General features: G+C 62.3%; 21 protein-coding genes and 1 tRNA gene. 10 read left to right on the top strand and 12 right to left on the bottom strand.

The features are described from left to right. Positions 1 to 66 precede the first annotated feature (66 nt). The 6 genes from JFU57_RS18475 to JFU57_RS18450 all read left to right on the top strand — a co-directional run bounded on the left by JFU57_RS18475 (position 67) and on the right by JFU57_RS18450 (position 6,785). Positions 67 to 984 carry an ABC transporter substrate-binding protein gene (locus JFU57_RS18475; RefSeq protein WP_078473816.1) on the top strand — a complete coding sequence of 306 codons (918 nt, stop codon included), beginning with the start codon at positions 67 to 69 and terminating at the stop codon, positions 982 to 984. After that, positions 984 to 2,147, top strand: a complete 1,164-nt coding sequence (locus JFU57_RS18470) for a phosphotransferase enzyme family protein (protein WP_201130315.1) — start codon at positions 984 to 986, stop codon at positions 2,145 to 2,147. The genes JFU57_RS18475 and JFU57_RS18470 overlap by 1 nt, the downstream gene beginning before the upstream one ends. Next, positions 2,144 to 3,016 carry a sulfurtransferase gene (locus JFU57_RS18465; RefSeq protein WP_078473818.1) on the top strand — a complete coding sequence of 291 codons (873 nt, stop codon included), beginning with the start codon at positions 2,144 to 2,146 and terminating at the stop codon, positions 3,014 to 3,016. Before JFU57_RS18470 ends, JFU57_RS18465 begins: the two co-directional genes overlap by 4 nt. Before the next feature lie 121 nt (positions 3,017 to 3,137). Continuing rightward, entirely contained in the window at positions 3,138 to 5,330 is a 2,193-nt protein-coding gene (locus tag JFU57_RS18460; RefSeq protein WP_201130314.1) for a TonB-dependent siderophore receptor, read from the top strand. Positions 5,331 to 5,364: 34 nt separating this feature from the next. After that, complete coding sequence (gene pnuC / locus JFU57_RS18455; RefSeq protein WP_078473820.1) at positions 5,365 to 5,946, top strand: nicotinamide riboside transporter PnuC; 582 nt, start codon at positions 5,365 to 5,367, stop codon at positions 5,944 to 5,946. Positions 5,947 to 6,050: 104 nt separating this feature from the next. After that, positions 6,051 to 6,785, top strand: a complete 735-nt coding sequence (locus tag JFU57_RS18450) for a UTRA domain-containing protein (protein WP_078473821.1) — start codon at positions 6,051 to 6,053, stop codon at positions 6,783 to 6,785. 37 nt (positions 6,786 to 6,822) lie between these two features. Here JFU57_RS18450 and JFU57_RS18445 read toward each other — a convergent pair whose 3' ends face one another. Beyond that, positions 6,823 to 7,233, bottom strand: a complete 411-nt coding sequence (locus JFU57_RS18445; RefSeq protein WP_201130312.1) for a hypothetical protein — start codon at positions 7,231 to 7,233, stop codon at positions 6,823 to 6,825. 233 nt (positions 7,234 to 7,466) lie between these two features. On the opposite strand from JFU57_RS18445, the gene JFU57_RS18440 reads away from it, so the two are divergent. Both JFU57_RS18440 and JFU57_RS18435 read left to right on the top strand, forming a co-directional pair. Continuing rightward, positions 7,467 to 8,039 (top strand): type 1 glutamine amidotransferase family protein, encoded by a 573-nt coding sequence (locus JFU57_RS18440; protein WP_201130311.1) that lies wholly within the window; start codon positions 7,467 to 7,469, stop codon positions 8,037 to 8,039. Between the two features lie 57 nt (positions 8,040 to 8,096). Next, positions 8,097 to 8,543, top strand: coding sequence for an NUDIX hydrolase (locus tag JFU57_RS18435; RefSeq protein ID WP_201130310.1), 447 nt, complete (start codon positions 8,097 to 8,099; stop codon positions 8,541 to 8,543). A gap of 12 nt (positions 8,544 to 8,555) precedes the next feature. On the opposite strand, the gene JFU57_RS18430 is transcribed toward JFU57_RS18435, so the two are convergent. Further along, positions 8,556 to 8,909, bottom strand: coding sequence for a hypothetical protein (locus tag JFU57_RS18430; protein WP_078473825.1), 354 nt, complete (start codon positions 8,907 to 8,909; stop codon positions 8,556 to 8,558). Between the two features lie 298 nt (positions 8,910 to 9,207). Here JFU57_RS18430 and JFU57_RS18425 point away from each other — a divergent pair, with 298 nt between their 5' ends. Both JFU57_RS18425 and JFU57_RS18420 read left to right on the top strand, forming a co-directional pair. After that, the gene (locus tag JFU57_RS18425) at positions 9,208 to 9,492 is read left to right on the top strand and encodes a hypothetical protein (RefSeq protein ID WP_078473826.1); all 285 of its coding nucleotides are present in this window, start codon (positions 9,208 to 9,210) and stop codon (positions 9,490 to 9,492) included. A gap of 372 nt (positions 9,493 to 9,864) precedes the next feature. Then, positions 9,865 to 10,803 (top strand): LysR family transcriptional regulator, encoded by a 939-nt coding sequence (locus JFU57_RS18420; RefSeq protein ID WP_238596243.1) that lies wholly within the window; start codon positions 9,865 to 9,867, stop codon positions 10,801 to 10,803. 60 nt (positions 10,804 to 10,863) lie between these two features. Here the strand turns inward: JFU57_RS18420 and JFU57_RS18415 are convergent, their stop codons facing one another. The 10 genes from JFU57_RS18415 to ihfA all read right to left on the bottom strand — a co-directional run bounded on the left by JFU57_RS18415 (position 10,864) and on the right by ihfA (position 19,140). Beyond that, positions 10,864 to 12,168 (bottom strand): MFS transporter, encoded by a 1,305-nt coding sequence (locus JFU57_RS18415; RefSeq protein ID WP_238596244.1) that lies wholly within the window; start codon positions 12,166 to 12,168, stop codon positions 10,864 to 10,866. Between the two features lie 26 nt (positions 12,169 to 12,194). Beyond that, positions 12,195 to 13,355: an OprD family outer membrane porin gene (locus JFU57_RS18410; RefSeq protein ID WP_242487587.1), complete on the bottom strand. Its 1,161-nt coding sequence runs from the start codon at positions 13,353 to 13,355 to the stop codon at positions 12,195 to 12,197. 208 nt (positions 13,356 to 13,563) lie between these two features. Further along, positions 13,564 to 14,520: a PDR/VanB family oxidoreductase gene (locus JFU57_RS18405; RefSeq protein WP_201130308.1), complete on the bottom strand. Its 957-nt coding sequence runs from the start codon at positions 14,518 to 14,520 to the stop codon at positions 13,564 to 13,566. Between the two features lie 16 nt (positions 14,521 to 14,536). After that, on the bottom strand, positions 14,537 to 15,013 hold the full coding sequence (locus JFU57_RS18400) for an aromatic-ring-hydroxylating dioxygenase subunit beta (RefSeq protein ID WP_201130307.1): 477 nt from the start codon (positions 15,011 to 15,013) through the stop codon (positions 14,537 to 14,539). A 16-nt stretch (positions 15,014 to 15,029) separates the two neighbouring features. Further along, complete coding sequence (locus JFU57_RS18395; RefSeq protein WP_201130306.1) at positions 15,030 to 16,304, bottom strand: Rieske 2Fe-2S domain-containing protein; 1,275 nt, start codon at positions 16,302 to 16,304, stop codon at positions 15,030 to 15,032. Positions 16,305 to 16,346: 42 nt separating this feature from the next. Continuing rightward, entirely contained in the window at positions 16,347 to 17,441 is a 1,095-nt protein-coding gene (locus JFU57_RS18390; protein ID WP_201130304.1) for an amidase, read from the bottom strand. After that, on the bottom strand, positions 17,438 to 17,944 hold the full coding sequence (locus JFU57_RS18385; protein ID WP_201130302.1) for a nuclear transport factor 2 family protein: 507 nt from the start codon (positions 17,942 to 17,944) through the stop codon (positions 17,438 to 17,440). The genes JFU57_RS18390 and JFU57_RS18385 overlap by 4 nt, the downstream gene beginning before the upstream one ends. Before the next feature lie 389 nt (positions 17,945 to 18,333). Further along, positions 18,334 to 18,410: transfer RNA gene (locus JFU57_RS18380), tRNA-Pro, on the bottom strand. A 90-nt stretch (positions 18,411 to 18,500) separates the two neighbouring features. After that, on the bottom strand, positions 18,501 to 18,857 hold the full coding sequence (locus tag JFU57_RS18375; protein WP_007920509.1) for a MerR family transcriptional regulator: 357 nt from the start codon (positions 18,855 to 18,857) through the stop codon (positions 18,501 to 18,503). Further along, positions 18,838 to 19,140, bottom strand: a complete 303-nt coding sequence (ihfA, locus tag JFU57_RS18370) for an integration host factor subunit alpha (RefSeq protein WP_002553164.1) — start codon at positions 19,138 to 19,140, stop codon at positions 18,838 to 18,840. The genes JFU57_RS18375 and ihfA overlap by 20 nt, the downstream gene beginning before the upstream one ends. Positions 19,141 to 19,143 lie beyond the last annotated feature (3 nt).

Genomic DNA, 19,143 nt, shown 5'->3' with positions numbered 1-19,143 from the left:
TATAAATCGCCGCAATCAAACACAGTGCACGAGGCCGTCGAAGGCTTCGGGTTGGAGTCGAATGCGATGGTTTCTGTAAGGGTCATGCTGGAATATTTTCACCCCTGGCCGAATTCGGCCGGCCTGTATCTGGCGCGCGAACGTGGTTGGTATCAAGAAGCCGGGCTGGATGTGGAGCTGGTGGTGCATGACCCCTGGCGCGGCGACACCCTGGATCACTTGTTGGCCGGTGCCGTGGACTTCGGGCTTTTCCCCAGCAATCGCCTGCTGGTACGCCGGGCCCTGGGGCAGCCGTTGCAAGGCGTGGCCGCGATCAATCATCAGGGCCTGGAGTCGATCCAGACCCTCACCGACTCGGGAATCCGGCGCCCACGAGACCTCGCAGGTCGGCGTCTAGCGCTCAACCCCACACCGCGCGGCCTGGCCATGGTGCGGCACCTGGTGCGGGTCGACGGCGGCGACCCGGATGCCCTGGTCCTGGTGGACAGCGGCACCCGCGAACTGCGACCCGAGCAACTGGCCGCCGGCATCGCCGATGCCAGCTTCGGCGGCTACTGGGCCTGGGAGGCCCTGATGGACAGCCCGATCGAGGCTGAACGGCGGGTGGTCTGGCCAGTCGACGAACTGGGCGCACCGGCTTACCACAGCTACCTGCTGGGCGCCCACGAACAGACGTTGCAGGCCCGACCGGAGCTGACCCGCGCGTTCCTTGCGGCCAGTGCCCGGGGTTACCTGGCCGCCGCGGCGGACCCGGCCAGCGCCCTGCAGGCCTACGAAAACGTGACGCCTTATTTCCCTCGCGAACTGCTGGCGGCGTCGCTGCACAAGATCGCCCCCACCTGGCTGCATGAGGGGGCCTGGGGCCGGCAACGGGATGAACTGCTCGAACCCTACGCCCACTGGCTGCACGCCAACGGGGTGCTGGACGATGCCCAGGCCTGGCGCCAGGCCACCAGCAATGCCTTCCTGCCGGAGCCAGTCTGATGACTGCGCTCAAGGCATTGACCGCCCACGGCCTGAGCCTCGAACCGGTGGCCGCCGACTGGCCGGCATTGCAGGCCGACGACGTCGAGCAGTTGCTGCGCGGCTACCCGCAACTGGGGTCGGTGCAGCGTATCGACTGGCACAGCCCCCGGCCGTTTTCCGCCGCCAGCCTGGTCCAGACCGACGCCGCGACCCTGTTCGTCAAACGCCATCACCAGAGTGTGCGCACCCCGGCCTGGCTCCAGGAAGAACACCGTTTCATGGCGCATCTGGGCCAGCGCGGCATCAACGTCAGCCCGGTGCTGGCGGACGCAAACGGCGCCACGGCCATCGCCCAGGGCCCGTGGACGTACGAGGTGCACGCCCTGGCTGAAGGTCAGGACCTGTACCGCGACGCGTTGTCCTGGACGCCGTTTTTCAGCCAGCAACAGGCCTGGGCCGCCGGCCAGGCTCTGGCCCGCCTGCATCGTGCCGCCGAGGATTACCCGGCGCCCGCACGCCAGGCCCGTGTCCTGCTGGCCAACTGCACAGTGCTCGCCGGCGGCGACCTCGGGTCCAGCCTCAACGCAGCCATCGCCCGCGATCCGGCGCTGGCCGATTACCTCGGGCAGCGTGACTGGCGCGCGCACTTGCTGCCGCTGCTGCAACCCTGGCACCGCACCTTGCAGCCGCTGCTGGCACGGCAACCGGCACTGTGGACCCACAACGACTGGCACGGCTCCAACCTGTTGTGGAGTTCCAGCGCCAAGGATGCCGCCGTCAGTTGCGTGCTCGACTTCGGCCTGGCTGATCGCACCTTTGCCTTGTTCGACCTGGCCACGGCCATTGAACGCAACGCCATCCCCTGGCTGGAACTCGACCAGGGCGGCAGCGCCCGGGCCGCCCTCGGGGATATCGACGCCCTGCTCGACGGCTACGCCAGCGTCAAGCCGCTATCCGCCCGCGACCTGCAGACCCTGGCCGCCCTGCTGCCGGTGGTGCATGTGGATTTCGCCCTGTCGGAAATCGCCTATTTCCAGGGCGTGGTGGGCTCCACTGCCAGTGCCGATGTGGCCTACCACGCCTACCTGCTGGGGCACCTGCGCTGGTTTGCCGGCGATGCCGGTCAAGGCCTGCTGGAACACCTGCAACGCCTGGCCAGCCTGGGAGGTCATGGCCGATGAAACCGATCCTGATCAGTCCCACCGAATTGGCCGGGCATCTGGGCCAACCCCAGTGGCGGGTGCTCGACGCCAGCGTCGAATTGCCGTCGCCGCGCTTCGACCAGGACTACCGCGTGGCCAGCGGCCGCGAAGGTTGGCGCCAGGCCCATATTCCGGGCGCACTGCATGCCGACCTGCTGCATGACCTGGCCCTGCCCGAGGCCCCATTCAGTTTTGCCTGGCCCGGCCCGCAGGCATTGGCCAACGGCCTGGCCCGCCTGGGGATCGCCGCGAGCAGCCGCCTGGTGATTTATGACCGTGGCGACGGTTTCTGGGCCGCACGCCTGTGGTGGATGCTGCGCAGCGTGGGCATTCACGCCCAAGTGCTGGACGGCGGTCTCAGCGCCTGGCGCGATGCCGGGCTGCCACTGGAACAGGGTGAATCGACGCCGGTGCCGGTCGCTCCCCAGCGCCTGGAACAGGGCCCGGGGTTCTGGATCGAGCGCCAGGGCGTGCAGGCCGTGCTGGCTGGCGAGCGCCCGGGGCTGCTGATCTGCGCCCTGTCGGCGGCGCTGTTTCATGGCACCACGGCCAGCCGTTACGCCCGCCGCGGGCACCTGCCGGGCAGCCTGAACGTGCCGGCGCGCACCGTGTTCGACGCCCAGGGCCGCTACCTGCCACGCAGACAACTGCAGCAGGAACTGGGCAGCGACTTGCTCCAGGCTCCGGGCCCGCTGGTGCTGTATTGCGGCGGTGGTATTTCAGCGGCGGCGCTCGCGCTGGCGTTGACAAGGGTCGGACGCGACGACGTCCTCTTGTATGATGGCTCGCTTCAAGAGTGGGCCGCGGATTCAGACTTGCCAATGACCACCGGAGCAACTCCGGCCTGACGCCCTTAGGGCACTCATCGCTTTTTCCTGTCTTAACAGCACGGCTCCTTCCTGGAGCGCGCCTGGGCTACTGCGCCCGGCACGCGCCTGGCCCGGGATCGCAGTCGTCGAGGAGCTTTACATGGATACGCTTTACCGGACGGCCCGCCAAGGAGTGTCCGCCCCGCGGTTCGCACTGAACCTGCTGACCCTTGGCCTGCTGCTGGCCAACGCGATGCCTGCGGCCCAGGCCAGCGAAACCGAACTGCCGGCGGTGACCGTCACCGGCGAAGACACCTCGGGCTATCAGGCCCACAGCGCGTCGGTCGGCGGCTTTGAAGCCGCGCCCCTGCTTGAAACCCCGGCCTCGATCACGGTGATCAACGACGCCATGATCAAGGATCAGCAGGCCCGCCTGCTCAGCGAAGTGCTGCGCAACGATGCCTCGGTGGGCGATAGCTACGCACCAGTCGGCTACTACGAAAACTTCGTGGTGCGCGGCTTCTCGCTGAACGCCGCCAGCAGCTACAAAATCAACGGCCGCACCATCACCGGCGAACAGAATGTCGCCCTGGAAAACAAGCAGCAGGTGGAACTGCTCAAGGGCCTGGCCGGCCTGCAGAGCGGCATCAGTGAACCCGGTGGGCTGATCAACTACGTGACCAAGCGTCCGACTGACGTGCGCTCGGTGACGGTCTCCACCGACGATCGCGGCAGCGGCTACCTGGCCACCGATGTCGGCGGCTGGTTCGGCAGCCAGCAGCAATTCGGCCTGCGCGCCAACGTGGCCCATGAAGACCTGCATTCCTACGTCGAGCACGCCAATGGCCAGCGCGACTTCGTGTCCCTGGCCTTCGACTGGAACATCAGCCCCGACGCCTTGCTGCAACTGGATGCCGAGTACCAGACCAAGGAACAGCGCTCGGTGCCGGGCTACCAACTGCTTGGCGGCTCCCAGCTGCCGCACCACGCCTCGCCGAAAAAACTGCTGGCGCACCAGAGCGGCTCCAAGCCGGTCAGCAGCGAGGCGCTGAACCTCAATGGCAACTTCGAGTACCGTTTCAACGAACAGTGGAAAGGCAGCTTCAGCGCGTCGCGCAGCCAGGTGGTGATCGACGACTACAGTTCGTTCGCCTGGGGCGGCTGCACCGTCGGCTGCATCACCCCCGGCGTCGCCAACTACTTCAGCCCGGAAGGCGACTACGACATCTACGACTTCCGCAGCCCCGACGACACCCGGCGCACCGACGAAGCCCAGGCCATGCTCAGCGGCCGCTTCGACACCGCCGGCCTGGGCCATGAACTCAGCGTCGGCAGCAGCGCCTTGCGCCGCGTGGTGGATAAACGCGAGCCGATCAACGAGTGGCTCGGCAGCGGCAACATCAACAGCGAACCGGCAGACCTGGCGCGCTACAGCGGCCCGCTCAACAAGTCCCACACCCGCCTCGACAGCCGCCAGTATGGGCTGTTCGTCAATGACCGGATCAGCTTCAACGAGCAATGGCAGACCGTGCTCGGCGGGCGCGAAGTGCGCCTGGACGAACAGGCCTTCGACCAAAACGGCAGCGACGTCCGCCATACCCAGCAATACGTGTTCCTGCCCGAGGCGGCGCTGATCTATAAACCGGCGCCCAACCTGGCGCTCTACACCCGCTACAGCAAGGGCCTGTCCCTGGGCGGCGAAGCGCCGTGGTTTGCCAGCAACAAATTTGAAATCCTGGCGCCCAGCGTGTCGCGCCAGATTGAGGCCGGGGTCAAGTATGACTGGCAGCGCATCAGCTTCGCCGCCGCGCTGTTCCAGCTGCGCCAGGCCTACCAGTACTCGCGGCCCAACAATGACGTCGCCAACACTTTCACCTTCGTCCAGCAGGGCCAACAGAAAAACACTGGGCTGGAACTCTCGGCCAATGGCTGGGCCAGCCAGCGCCTGCAGATTTCGGCGAGCGTGGCAGCGATCCGCGCCCGGGTCAGCGACAGTGGCACCGACGCCTATGACGGGCACCAGGCAATCAACGTCCCCAAGCTGCGGGCCAGCCTCTACGGTGACTACGCCCTGCCCTGGTTCGATGGCCTGGCAGTGCTCGGCGGCGTGCAATACAGTGCCCGCAAGTACGCCGACAACCTGGGCCAGGTGCAGACCGGGTCCTACGCCATCTTCAACCTCGGCAGCCGCTACAGCACTCGCATCGACGGCTACGACACGGTGTTTCGCCTGACGGTCGACAACCTGTTCGACAAGCGCTACTGGCGTGATGCCGGCGAATACATGGGCGATGCCTACCTGTTCCAGGGTGCGCCACTGACGGCCCGCCTGAGTGCTTCGATCAACTTCTGATTGCCCCCCTGACGTGTGAGTTAAGGAACCTGCTATGTCCGATCTCGAAATAGCTGCCGTCATCACCAACATCCTTGGCGTCTGGCTGACCGCCCGGCGGATCCGCTGGTGCTGGCCGGTCAACGTGCTTGCGGTGCTGCTGTACGGGTGGATCTTCTATGAGGCCAAGCTCTACTCCGACACCCTGTTGCAGGGCGTGTTCGTGGTGTTGCAGGGCTACGGCTGGTGGCGCTGGAGCCAGGGCGGCCTGGCCGACGGCAAGGTCCGGGTGGCGCGCCTGCCCCTGCGCGAAGGCCTGCTGGGCCTGTTGTGCGGCGCTATCGGCGCACTGTTGCTGGGAGCAGTGATGCACCGCTACACCGACGCTTCGGCGCCCTGGATGGACGCGCTGCTCACCGCCTTCAGCCTGGTGGCCAGCGTTTGGGCGGCGCGCAAATATGTGGTCAGTTGGTGGTTGTGGATCGTCCTCGACTGCCTGTATGTCGGCCTGTTCCTGTTCAAGGACCTGCGCCTGACGGCCGGGTTGTACGCAGGCTTCGTGGTGCTGGCGGTGTACGGCCTGCGTGCCTGGCAACAGGACCTGGCGCGCCAGGAACAACACGCGCGCCCCGTGTGAGCCCGCTCGACGGCTGGCAAGTCGATTGGTTAGTGTAGGCAGCCTATTGATGGCGCCGTTTGGCGCCATCGTCCTCTTCGCTTCGCCAACAGGCGCCAGACCGAATGCCCTTCGATCCCATCTCCCCCCACTACCAGCGGATCCGCGAGCAGATCGCCAGCGACATCGCCAATGGCGTACCCGAGGCCGATCAGAAATTCCCTTCCGAGCGCGACATGATCGAACGCTTCGGTTGCACCCGGGTCACCTTGCGCCAGGCCCTGCAGCAACTGGAAGCCGAAGGCCTGGTGTACCGCGAAAACCGCCGGGGCTGGTTCGTCAGCCCGCAGCGCATCCGCTATGACCCGACGCGCATCAGCGGCTTCATGGAATACGTCAGCGCCCAGGGCCGTACCCCGCGCACCGAATGCCTGCAGGCCGAACTGCGCCCGGCCGGCAGTTGGCTGGCACGGCGCATGGGCCTGGCTTCGGCCGACGAGCCCGTGTTCTACCTTCAGCGCCGGCGCTGGATCGACCGTCGCCCGGTGCTTCTGGAGTTCAACGCGCTGCTGGCCAGTTGGTGCCCGGGCCTGCTCGACGCCGACTTGAACACCTCCCTCACTCGACTGCTGCGCGAACGCTTCTCGCGGGTGCAATCGCGCTGCGAACTGGACATGCACATCGGCACGGTCAACGAGCAACAAGCCGAACTGCTGCAACTGTCTCCCGGCTCCACCAGCGTCTACCTGGAGCGCCTGAACTTCGGCGAAGCGGATCAGCCGGTGGAGTTCGACCAGGAGTTCTGGCGCCCCGATGCCCTGTCGATCGTGATGCAGACCCGCTACCCGGGCACCGCCTGAAGCCACCTGGTACAGGGGTCCCGGGCAACAACGCGCCCTACCCATTGTGACGGGTGGCCGGCGCGCGGCTCAGCAGGCTGTCGACCCTGGCACTCGCGGCCTCGACTGAAGCGCAGTGCAACAAGGGGTAACCCCAGAACTTCTGGTAGCTGTCGGCGAAGGCCTCGACCCGGGCCTGGGCCTCGGCGTCCGGGGCAATCACGATACTGGCCTTGATCCAGCGGCGCAGCGCCTGCTTGTTCTGCTTCATCCACAGCGATGCCTGCTTGAGCGAAGCCTGGCTATCCTCTTTCGGTTGCGGCTGCTCGCCCGGCACGTCGGCGGTGACCAGCACAAAGGGCTGCTGGCGTTGCAGCAAGGCGTCGAGCTGGGCGAATGGATCGTCCTGGCCCACGGCTGGGCGGTAGTGCAACCAGACCAGGGGAAATTGGCGGTGATCGATGATCATGGGAGGCTTCCTCGGCAACTGACAAACAAGAATATCTATCATCTGCAAAAGCCAAATTGACCGCATCGTTCAACCTGGACAACTCATTGATCAATCCAGCCATCTTCCATCAGGGGACTGCACCAGTGGCCTGGCCCGCTCCTGACAGAAACTGACACCAAACCCGGTTAGGCTGACGGCGACTTCAGGCTACTCGACGCCTGAAACAGGCCCCCCATGAGAAGGACACTCCGATGACACGCTCCATCACCATCCTCAGCGAGAATTTTGCCGATTGGGAAACCGCCCTGATCAACTCCACGGGCCGCGGTTACTTCGGTTTCCAGACGCGTTTTGCCACCCCTGGCGGCGCGGCGGTGACCTCCTCCGGCGGCATGCGCATCCTTCCTGACCTGGCGATCGAGGCCATCGACCTCGATGAACTCGATCTGTTGATCGTATGTGGCGGCACGGTCTGGCAGTCCGAGCAGGCCCCGGACATCAGCGCCCTGATCAGCACCGCCCATGCTAAAAACCTGATCGTCGCCGGCATCTGCGACGGCACCCGGGTCCTGGCCCAGGCAGGCGTGCTGGATGCGGTGCGCCACACTTCCAACTCGGCAGAAAACCTCTTGGCCCTCAATTATGCGGGGGCCGCCCACTATCAGGATGTGCCCTATGCCGTGGCCGACCAGCGTGTCGTCACCGCCCCGGGCACCGCACCCGTGAGCTTTATGGCGCAGATCCTGCGGGTCGCGGGCATCCACGATGAACGCCTGGACGCCTACCTGGCGATGCACGCGGCAGAGCACCGTCAGCCTGGCTGAAAATCAAAAAAAGCGTGCTCTAATGGCGCCCTTTTTTCAGCTAACCGGACCCCGCCCATGGCTGCCCAACGCATTCGTCCACTTGCCCTCTGCGTCTTTCACCACAACGGCAAAATCCTGGTCAACCAGGCGTACGACAAGGTCAAAGAGCAGCATTTCTTCCGCCCGATCGGTGGCGGCATCGAGTTCGGTGAGCTGAGTGCACAGACGGTGGTCAGGGAGGTCCGTGAGGAACTGGGCGTGGCCATCAGCGGCGTTCGGCTGCTCGGCACCCTGGAAAGCCTGTTTATGTACGACGGCACCCAGGGTCATGAAATCGTGCAGATCTACGACGCCGACTTCGACGACCCCAGCCTCTACCAACAGCCTCACCTCAATGGCCATGAAACCGACGGCATGGCCTTTACCGCAAGCTGGCATGACAGCTCAAGCTTCACCCACCAGGCGCCACTGGTGCCCGTGGGGCTGTACGAGCTGCTGAAGAAGGCCGGGCTGCTCGACTGAGCCCGCGCTGCTTCAGATATCCAGGCGCGGGTAGCGGCTACCTGTCTCGGGATTGCGGATCTTGTGCAGGCGATACAGCGCCTGCTCCTTGAGCACCTGGTCCTCGGACTCGGCAAACGCCTTGATCACCGCCACCGCCTCGCTGGTGCCAATCGCCCGTAGCGCCCAGAAGCACTTCTTGTAGTAGGCGCCATAGTCGTCGTATTCCAGGTACTCCAGGAGCGGCTTCAACAACACCGCCTGGCGCAGGAACGGCACGCTGCCAGGGTCGGCGGCCTGCTGCAGCGACCAGATGATTTCTTCATGGTCCTCGTGGTCGGTCATGATGAGGCGTTCGCAGGCCTCCTTCAGTTGCTTGGCGTCCATGGGGCGTAATCCGCAAAGCAGGCGCGAAATTGCGACCGCGGGCAAAAATACAACAGAGTGGGCGTACGGCGCGATCTTCCGGGCCGTGCAATGTCCCGGCCCGCAGGTGAACGTCACAGGTCCATAAAGGTCGAAACCTTTATGAAGACGCTGCTGATACGGGCGAGAGTCAAGATGTCGTGATCAGCGATAAGCGGATTCAGACGCAGCGAAGCACTCTGACAATCGAGTACTTCGCCTGATCGAGCGAGCACCCCAGATGTTCCGGGCGCCGCCCGCTTAACGAAGGAGACACTCAATGGTTACCCACTACAAGGTCGCAGGGCACCTTGCCTGCGGCCACCACGGCACCCACCTGGTCTCAAGCTCCGAACTGACCCGGGTCAAATGCCGTAGCTGCAGAAATACCGAGGCCTACAAACAGGCCCGCAAGGATGAGCGCAACGCCACCCGTCGCGCCGCCCGCAAAGCCAGGGCCACCCACACCGCCAATGATTGGCGCGCCGCATGGCGAGAAAGACTGACTGCCATGAAGGGGCCGCAACGCTTGCCCCGGGGCTTTGCTTCGCAGCCGTTTGTCTAAACATTCGGGGCTGCAGATCCAGCCTATCCACTGCGCAGCAATGACCTGAGCACTGATCCGCCAAAGCCCGCCGAGTGCGGGCTTTGTTGTCCATGCAAACCCTGCAGTTGCCTGTCTGTACGAATTTCCAGTAACGCCCCGAGCCGCGCAAATAGTAGCCTCAACCACCCACACGGCGTCTTGCTCACCTGCATGCCCTTCAGCGCATGCACGCTGCTTTGATCAGGGACGGCCATCAGAAACTAGCGCACGCGCAGAGCTGGAAACGAAGTCGGGTGGGGCACGTTAATTGCAAAAAAATAACCATAACGAGAGCACGAACAACGAGTCGCGCTCCTTTCGCCTGATGTGCAGTTCAGAGGTCGCCCTTGCATGGATCTTTCAAAACTTACCCCGTCCCTGGAGTTTCAGGACCAGCGGCTGAAGTATCTCTTTCTCAGCTATCAACTAGGGTCCATGCGCGCTGCGGCAGACCAACTGGGGATCGCCCCATCGTCGGTCAGCCGGCAAATAAATTTACTGCAGACAGAGCTGAGCATCGATCTGATCGAAGCCGGCACTCACCGCATTCGCCTGACCGAAGCGGGCCTGGTCACCGTGGATTACTACCGTGCACGGGCGAGCCAACATGAGGCGCTGCTCAACCGGCTGGACGATTTGCGCGGCCAGCATTTGGGCAAGACAGTGGTGGCCGTGGGTGAAGGGCTCTTCGGTGCGCAGCTGATCGGCAAACTGCAGAGTTTTTTCAAATCCTACCCGGGCCTGCGCACCGAGATCCTGATTGCCCCGACCCTTGAAGTTCAGCACATGGTGATGGAAGACCAGGCGCAGATCGGCGTGCTCTTCGCCCCCCATCCCAACCCTGCATTGCGCCGCCAGTTCGGTATCAAGCAGCCGCTGCGGGCCATCGTCCACCCTGATCACCCGCTGGCCCGACAGCCATCCATTACCCTGGAACAACTGGCGAGCACCCAACTGGTATTGCCCAACCACGGCTATCGGGTACGGGAGTTGGTCACCCTGTCGTGCAAGGGCAAGCCGTTTGAAATTGAACCGGCAATCACTGCCAACTCACTGCAGGTGATCATCGACTTCGTCAAAGCCAACATGGCCAGCACCCTGCTGGCCGAGGTGATGATCCTGCCGGAGCTCAAGGCCGGAACCCTGGTGGCCCTTGAGGTGGAGTGCCCGGAGATGAACAGCACCGAGTTGCAGATCATTCGCCGCCAGTCACGCAAACTGCCCCCCGTCACCCAGGAACTGATCCGCCACCTGGCGCGTTCAATCAGCAAATTGAGCAACGCCGGCTGAACCGGAACCACAAAAAAGGCGGAACGTAGAAACCGTTCCGCCTTTTTTGTCAGGGCAAGGTCAGTGAGGCAAATCCGGTTTGCGCCGGATGCTGAACAAGGTGCCCGTGGTGATCAAGCCAAACACAATCAACATCACCGACACCGGCCAGGCCGAGTGGAAGGCCCCGAACAAGGCCGTTGCCGCCAACGGTGCGAGCCCACCGGAAAAAATCGACGCAATCTCGTGCCCCAACGCCATGCCGGAATAGCGCACATGGGCCGGAAACAGTTCCCCCATCAACGCCGGCTGGGTACCGATCATGGCGCCATGGCAGAAGGCCAGGCCGACCAGCAATGCCAGGTAGACGTAGCCGCTGACATGGGTATCGATCAACCAGAAGAACGGGAACGCGAACAGCACCAGGCTGATGGAACCGATGGCATAGACCGTACGCCGGCCAATGATGTCGGACAGCCAACCCCAGAACAGAATGGTGAAGGCCTCGACAATCATGGCGACCATCACCCCGCCCAGCACCACTTGCGTGCTCAAGCCGGTCAGTTTTGCGTAAGCCATCACGAAGGCGAGGAAGATATACGCGCAGCTGTTTTCGGCCATGCGCAGCCCCATGGCCTGGAACACTTCCCTGGGGTGCTTGCGCAGAACCTCCATCGCCGGCGGATGCTTGACCTTCGCCCGTTGCGCCGCAGCATCCTCGAAATCGCGGCTCTCCGGCAGGTTGCGGCGAATGTAGATGCCGACCCCGAACACCAGGACACTGGCCAGGAACGGCAGGCGCCAGCCCCAACTCAGGAAATCCTCGGTGGGCAGCATCTGCACCAGGTAGAACGCTGCGGCCGAGAGCACAAACCCACCGGAAACGCCAAGCTGGCTCCAGGCCGCATAGAAACCGACGCGATTGGCCGGCGCGTTTTCGCTGATCATCAACACGCCACCGCCCCACTCGCCCCCCGAAGCGATGCCCTGGGCGATACGCAACAGCACCAGGGTGATGGGCGCCAGATAACCCGCTTGTTCGAATGTCGGCAGCAAGCCCATCAGGAATGTCGAAACCCCCATGATGCTGAGCGTCATGACCAGCGCTTTTTTGCGCCCGTCCCGGTCGCCGATATGACCAAAGATAATCCCGCCCAGGGGGCGGGCAAAAAAGCCCACGGCAAAACCTGCGAACGCGCCCATGGTGCCAAGCACCGGATCAGTCCCGGCAGGAAAGAACAGCGGGCCGAAAATCAACGCCGCCGCCGTGCCGTACAGGAAGAAGTCATACCACTCCAATGCGTTGCCAAACACCGAGGCGATGACAATTCGGCGCATGGTGGAAGAGCTGGGTGTTTGGGTAACGCCTGCTTTGAAATTACTCATCTACTTCTCCAAACCGAGCCAGCGGCTCACCAGATCTTCCAGGTGTATGAGGTGACGAGGCGGTACTCGTCATAGTTGTTGCCGTACTTCTGCTTGGTGTTGAAGTTCTTCAGGTCAACGCTCAAGCCCTGGAGCGCACCGCTTTGAACCACATAAGACAGGAAGATGTTGCGTTCACTTTCCTGGTCATGGCTCAACCCTGCACCACGGTCGATGGCGGTGCCCTTGATGTAGCGCGTGAACAGTTTCAGGCCGGGTATCCCCATGTTTGCGAAGTCATAGCCATAACGCACCGACCACGATCGCTCGTCCGGCCGGATGAACGGCAGGCCTGCCCAGTTCGGCAGATACGGTTGCGGAACATAGCCGTTGAGCGTTGGGAACACCGTTTCACCCAGCATGCGCTGATAGCTGACGCCAAACAGATGGGCGCCTTTTTGCAGGGTCACCAGGCCGCTGTAGGATCGGTTGTCGACCTTGCCTGCAAGGGCACTGCCATCTTCACTGTTGTTGAAGTAGCCCAGGTCAGTCTTCAGGACGTAGCCGTCCCCCAGGTCCAGCGCATGTTTGAGACCGGCGTAGTGTTGGCGGTAGATATCGTTGAGCACGCCATAAAAATAAGTGCCTTGCAGGGTCGGCGTGAACGAGTAGGTGCCGCCGCCGAAATCCAGCCCCTTGCTGTCCAGATCGTCGGTCGAGCCGTACTTGTAGAGCTGCTCGTGGTTGGAAGACTGCCGGGTGACGCTGGACCAGAAGCGCCCTCCCGTCAGCTCCAGGCGGTCTATTTCCCGGGAGTTGACCACCGCCCCCTGGTAGATGGTATCGAGCTGCCGACTGGGATCGTTGGAAGCGATCGGCAGGTTGGGTTTCTGGTCACCGATTTTCACTTCGGTTTTCGAGTAACGCAGCTTCAGCGTGCCACCGGCGCGGCTGTAGTCATTAGCAGCCTTTTGCTCGTAGGTGCTGTAGGGCAATGAACCATCGTTGCCGGTGGAATCAAGCCGCAACGCGTACTGGGCATTGGCATCGAAACCGATGGCCAGCGGGGTGTCGGTGTATCCGGATTGAAACTGCAGATCAAAGCCCTGGGACCAGTTGCCGACTTTGGAGGTGGGCGCCTCGCTGTTGGTGAAGTTGCGGTTCAGGTACAGGTTCCTGAAGTTCAAGGACAGGTGACTCTCGTCCATCAGGTCGGCGTGGGCCGACCACGGTATTGCTATCCCTATAAGCCCTAAGGAGTGAATTGCATGCACACGCAAAGCTCGCTTTGACATAGTTACATCCATACAGGTTTGCCACGGTTGGGGGCAGAACTTCAGAGACATGGCAGTGAATGACAGCGCCGATCTGAACGCCCGCGGCTGTCATGTTTTTTATTGTTGTTTGAGTGGTGAATCAGATATCCAGAACCAGGCGCCCGGAGCGCGCCCTTGAACAACACAGCAGCATTTGATCGTTCGCCTCGCGCTCGTCTGCAGTCAGGTAGACGTCACGGTGATCGGGCTCTCCTTCCAGCACGTCACACAGGCAAGTGCCGCAGACGCCCTGCTCGCACGACACGTCAATAGCGATACCCACTTCGGCCAGGGCCTGCACGATGCTTTGCCCGGCTTGCACCTGCAGGGTTTTACCGCTGCGGGCGGTGTGGACTTCGAAAGCCTCCCCGGAACCGTCAACCTCAACCTGGAAATACTCGCGATGCACCTGATCATTGCCGTAGCCAGCCGCCGTGGCCGCGTCGATCACCCAGCTCATGAACCCCGACGGCCCACAGGTGTACACATGGCAGCCTGGAGCCGCAGTGCCGAGCACGGCATTCAGGTCGAGCTTGCCGGCCGGCTCATCATCGAAATGGGTGCTGACCCGCTGGGAAAACGGTGCGCTGGCCAGTTCTTGCAAAAACGCCGCCTGACTGCGCGAGCGACCGCAGTAGTGCAACTCGAAATCAGCGCCCCTGGCGTGCAGTGCATAGGCCATGGCGATCATCGGTGTGATGCCGATTCCGCCTCCTATCAGCAGTGAGCGCTGGGCATCAACCGCCAGCGGAAACAGATTGCGCGGAGCGCTGATGGTCACCACGCTTCCCTCGCGCAACGTGGCATGAACCGCCTCGGAGCCACCGCGCGAGGCCGGATCCTTGAGCACCCCCAATCGATAGAGGCCAGGGTCTGCCGGATCGCTGCACAGCGAATACTGGCGCACCAGGCCATCGGGCAAATGCACATCCACATGGGCCCCGGCCTCGAACGCGGGCAACGGCGTGTCATCCGAGGCACACAGGTCCAGTACCAGCACGTTGCCGCCCTGCTGCCGGGCCTCGTGCACCACAACCTTCAATACACTGTCAGTCATCGATTCACGCCCATGATCAGAGGATGTAACCGATACCGGCGAGGGTATCGTCGGAGTTGATCAGGCGAATCAGCTTGCGCTGAATCTTGAAGGTGCCTGCGTCCCGTTCCAGCTCATAGACGATGTCGGCGCTGTAGTGCTTGAGCGAATCCTTGCGAAACTCCCGCAGGTTCTGCGCACAGCGCACCGTCACCTGTTGCGCGTTTTCCGACAGCACGCGAAAGCGCGACAACGTGCGCACGGTACGCGGCTGCGGGCTGGTGGAAATCGACTCGCCGCTGGTCAGGCGCTGCACCCGCAGCTGGCGCATGTAGGCGTCGTCATAGGCGTAATTGAGGGTGTTTTCGAAGTCCTGCTCCTGGGGGTCGATCGGGATGATGTAAGTGCCCTTCTCCGCCCATAGGTCCAGCCAGGCATCGAATTCGCCATGGTCGAGCATGTCGCCTTCCTGCCAGATGAAAGCGGTGACTTCGTTCAGTAAATTCAGGTTCATCAAGGTTCTCCGCCGGTTACACCGACATCATCTTTTTCCACTGCTGGTAGGCCGCGCGCATTCCGGTCTCAGCACTGACATCACTGACCAGGCCATCCTCGGTCGCCCGTTCGCCGGGCAAACCACGGTTGAGCATGATCCAGAGGTTTTCCCCGGCACTGGCGCCCTTCTGCACCCGCTCCCAGGCTTCGGAATCGTCCGGCGTGCCAAAGCCCATGGGGCCCTGGAAGTGCTCGTGCAGCCGCAGGCGGTAGCGGTTGGCCGCAACGGGCCCGCCGTCCATGGTGATCACCGAATGATGGATTTCGGTCTCCAGCACCGAGATCGGCTGCAACACGCGAAAGAACGCCATGGAGCAGGCGACGTTGGGAAACAGGTTGAGGTTGAAGCCCGAACCACCCACGGCGCGAACAATGCGCCGCACCTGGTTCTCTTCCAGGCCTTCATCGCGCAACTCCGCAGCCAGCCCGGCGAAACGCTCCGGGATCGGCTTGTCGAGATCGGCTTCCAGGTCCACCAGGTCGGGAATCATCACCATCACGCTGTGACCATTGCCCAGGTCTTCGACGTAGCCCGGGCCTTCGACGAAATCGAACAGCGCCAGGGTCTGTTCATCCACGGACGACAGGAACGACTTGTGCACCAAGGGGAAGTGGTAGGCGTCAGTGGTGTTTTCCAGCTGAATCTTCCAGTTGCCAGGGAAGCGGAAACGGTGCTCGCCCGGGACCTTGATCGGATAACCGGCGCCCTGCTTCATGAACAGGTTCATCCACTTTTTCGCCGGGCCGAGAAAGTCCACCAGAGGTTCGATGTCGTCCTTGAAGGTGGCGAACAGCATCCCGGCGTACTCCTCCACCCGCAGGCTCACCAGGGGCAGTTCGCCTTTATCCAGGCAGTCCCCGTAGCTCTCCGGATGCGGCACGCCGCGCAACGACCCATCGAGGGCGTAGCTCCAGCCGTGGTAGGGGCAGACGAAACTGTTGGTCTTGCCCTTCTTGTGCTCGCAGACGGTTGCCCCGCGATGACGGCAACGATTGAGGTGCACGTGCACCTGCTTCTTGCGATCACGCACCACAATCACCGGCTGCTTGCCGATGTAGGTGCTTTTGTAACTGCCCGACTCCGGGATCTCGCTGACATGCGCCACCCAGACCCAGGTGCTGTAGAAAATCTTCTCAAGCTCTGCGTCGAACAGCTTGGCGTCGGTATACAGCGAAGTGTGGACACGGTCCGGCTTGACCAGGTCAGCGGGATTGATGCCCAGGTTCACGGCGTCGATAAGTTGGGTCACGGTCAGGTCCTATACGTTGATGTCGAGCAGCGTTTTTATGAGTCAGGCGTTCGCGATGGCGCACAACTGCGCATCGCCGCCCTTGCGCCCGATCAGTTGCAGGCTGGTTTTCAAACAGGTTTGTGGACAGGGGATGGGCACACTCAGCGCCGGGTGGCCACTGAGGTTGAACGGGCGTAGAAAACGGGTCAGATCGATTACCGGCGCACCAGCGCGCACATCCGCCAGCAAGGGCGGCAATCGCGGCAGGCTGGGCAGCACCAGGGCGTCGAACTGCGCAAGCAACCCGTCCACCTGCTCACTGAACGCAGTGCGGACAGCCTCGGCGGCGCGCAGCTCGTCGTCATCGGTGGCGGCTGCACGCAGCAGTCGGGCTTCGATGTCTGCACCCAGCAGGCCGCGACCGGTGTATTGGCCAAATGCGGCCCAGGTTTCAGCATTGATCACGCTCAACGCCGCTTCGAACGCCGAGTCCAGCAGCGTCAGGCTGACGACTTCACAGCCCCAGCCACGACGGCTGACTTCCTCGTCAATGGCGGCGCGGATGTTGGAGTCACAGGCCACATCCACCAGGCCGATACGGACCCGCTCGGGCGCCCGGGGCATGACAAAAGTGGCGTCCATGGCGAGCATCGCGGCGACCAATGTGTCGAGATCGCGGGCCATGGGGCCGACACAGTCCAGGGAACTGAACTGCGGGTACACACCTTCCCGGCTCAAGCGGCCAAAGGTCGGCTTGAGCCCATACACACCGCAGCAGGCGGCAGGCATGCGAACCGAGCCACCGGTATCAGTCCCCAGCGCTGCATCGACCGCGCCTTGGGCGACAATCACCGCAGAACCGCTGGACGAGCCACCCGCAATGCGCTCGGGAGCCTGAGGATTGATCGGCGTACCCGCCCAATCGTTGATCCCGGTGACGCCAAAGGCCAGCTCGTGCAACACGGTTTTACCGACCACCTGCCAACCCGCGTCCAGCAGTGATTGCACCACTGTAGCGTTGCGCTGGGCCGGCGGCGCCGCTTCAAAGGCACGGCTGCCACAGCGGGTTGGCCAGCCGGCCACATCCAGCGAATCCTTTATGGCCACGGTAGGCCCTGGTCCCCGCTTATGAGTTTCAACAACCAGCGGGCTCATGACTGTCCTTCCTGTGCGTGCGCAAAGGGGCAGACATCGAGTCGCTCGGTGGTGAAAGACGCTATGCGCCAGGCGCCCTCCTCCAGGCGAAACCTCAGGTTCAGCGCAGCGACAATGGCTTCCCCCTGCCCCGAGTCATAACGCGAGAGCTGCTGCAGCAACCAACGGCCAGTCACCTCAAGACCGTCAACGGCAATTTGCTCGCCCGCCAGAAAATGCGCATTGAAGCGAAAGTGCGGGTTAGGCGGCAGATAACCCGCAAGCATCGCCACAATCGCCTCACGCCCCTCAAGCCGACCGAACTTGCGGGCATAACGCGACCCCACACCCTGCCAATACGCATCGCTGCAAAACAACTGGCGCAGCGCCGGCAGACGATCTTCCTCACCAGGAACGTCGCACAAAGCCATGTAGCGATGCAGCACCCGCCGCACCGCCGACTCAGCCTCAAGCACCCTGACGCGCTCGGCCAGGACCGTAATATCTGCAAGGGATGAATTCATAAGAGAGCACCTGCCAGCGTTTACATTGCGATGACAGGAAATTAGCGATGAGCTGGAGGGGCAACAATCACAGGGCGTGAGTAACTTGTTGCGTTTTATGCAACGAGTTGAGGGTTGGGGGGGCGCTGCTTAGGCGGGAGCGGTTAGAAGCGGCGAAGGTCGGCCGTCAGCGGGCAGGTGACGTTGCTGTTTCGGGCGAGCACGGGATTAAACCTGGAGTTGAGGTGAATGGCGCTGACGCTGGATAAGGCACTGGAGTTGGGCTCGAAAGCTCGTTATTGCTAGTGAGTACCCAAATCTGCTGCCAACTCACAAAAAGGTAGGGCCGAAAAAGTCACGCACATGAAAAAGCCCAACTCGCTAAAGTTGGGCTTTTTCATTGAATAATATGGTCGGGACGGAGTGATTCGAACACTCGACCCCTAGCACCCCATGCTAGTGCGCTACCGGACTGCGCTACGCCCCGACTAGGCGTGATACTGGGTTCGCTTCTAACGAAGCGATGAAGAATATATCGCAAGCTTTTGAAATATGGAAGTATTTTAAAAGCAAAAAATCACTTCTTGAGCACCACCAAAACATCCTCCAGCTCGGAGATCATCTGGCGGATCAATTGTTTGTATTGGGTGGTGTCGTCTTTGGCCTCATCACCGGAAAGGCGCAGGCGCGCACCTCCGATAGTAAACCCTTGATCGTAAAGCAACGCGCGGATCTGCCGGATCATCAGCACATCCTGGCGCTGATAATACCGGCGATTTCCGCGGCGTTTGACGGGGTTGAGTTGAGGAAATTCCTGCTCCCAATAACGCAGCACATGCGGTTTGACCGCACAGAGCTCGCTGACCTCACCGATGGTGAAGTAGCGTTTACCCGGGATGACGGGTAGCTCGTCGTTATGACTTGGTTCCAGCATAAGCCTCAACTCGGGCCTTCAACTTCTGCCCTGGACGAAAGGTGACCACACGGCGAGCCGTGATCGGGATTTCTTCTCCCGTTTTCGGGTTGCGGCCAGGACGCTGGCGTTTATCCCGAAGGTCGAAGTTACCGAAACCGGATAATTTGACCTGTTCGTTGTCTTCGAGAGCGTGTCTGATTTCTTCAAAAAACAGTTCGACCAATTCCTTGGCCTCACGTTTATTCAGACCCAGCTCTTCGTAGAGACGTTCGGCCATTTCAGCTTTCGTCAGAGCCCCCATACG

This window comes from Pseudomonas sp. TH07 (assembly GCF_016651285.1).
Classification (GTDB): Bacteria; Pseudomonadota; Gammaproteobacteria; order Pseudomonadales; family Pseudomonadaceae; genus Aquipseudomonas.
Note: the sequence above shows the minus strand (reverse complement) of the source record. Positions and strands in the feature narration are given on the sequence as shown.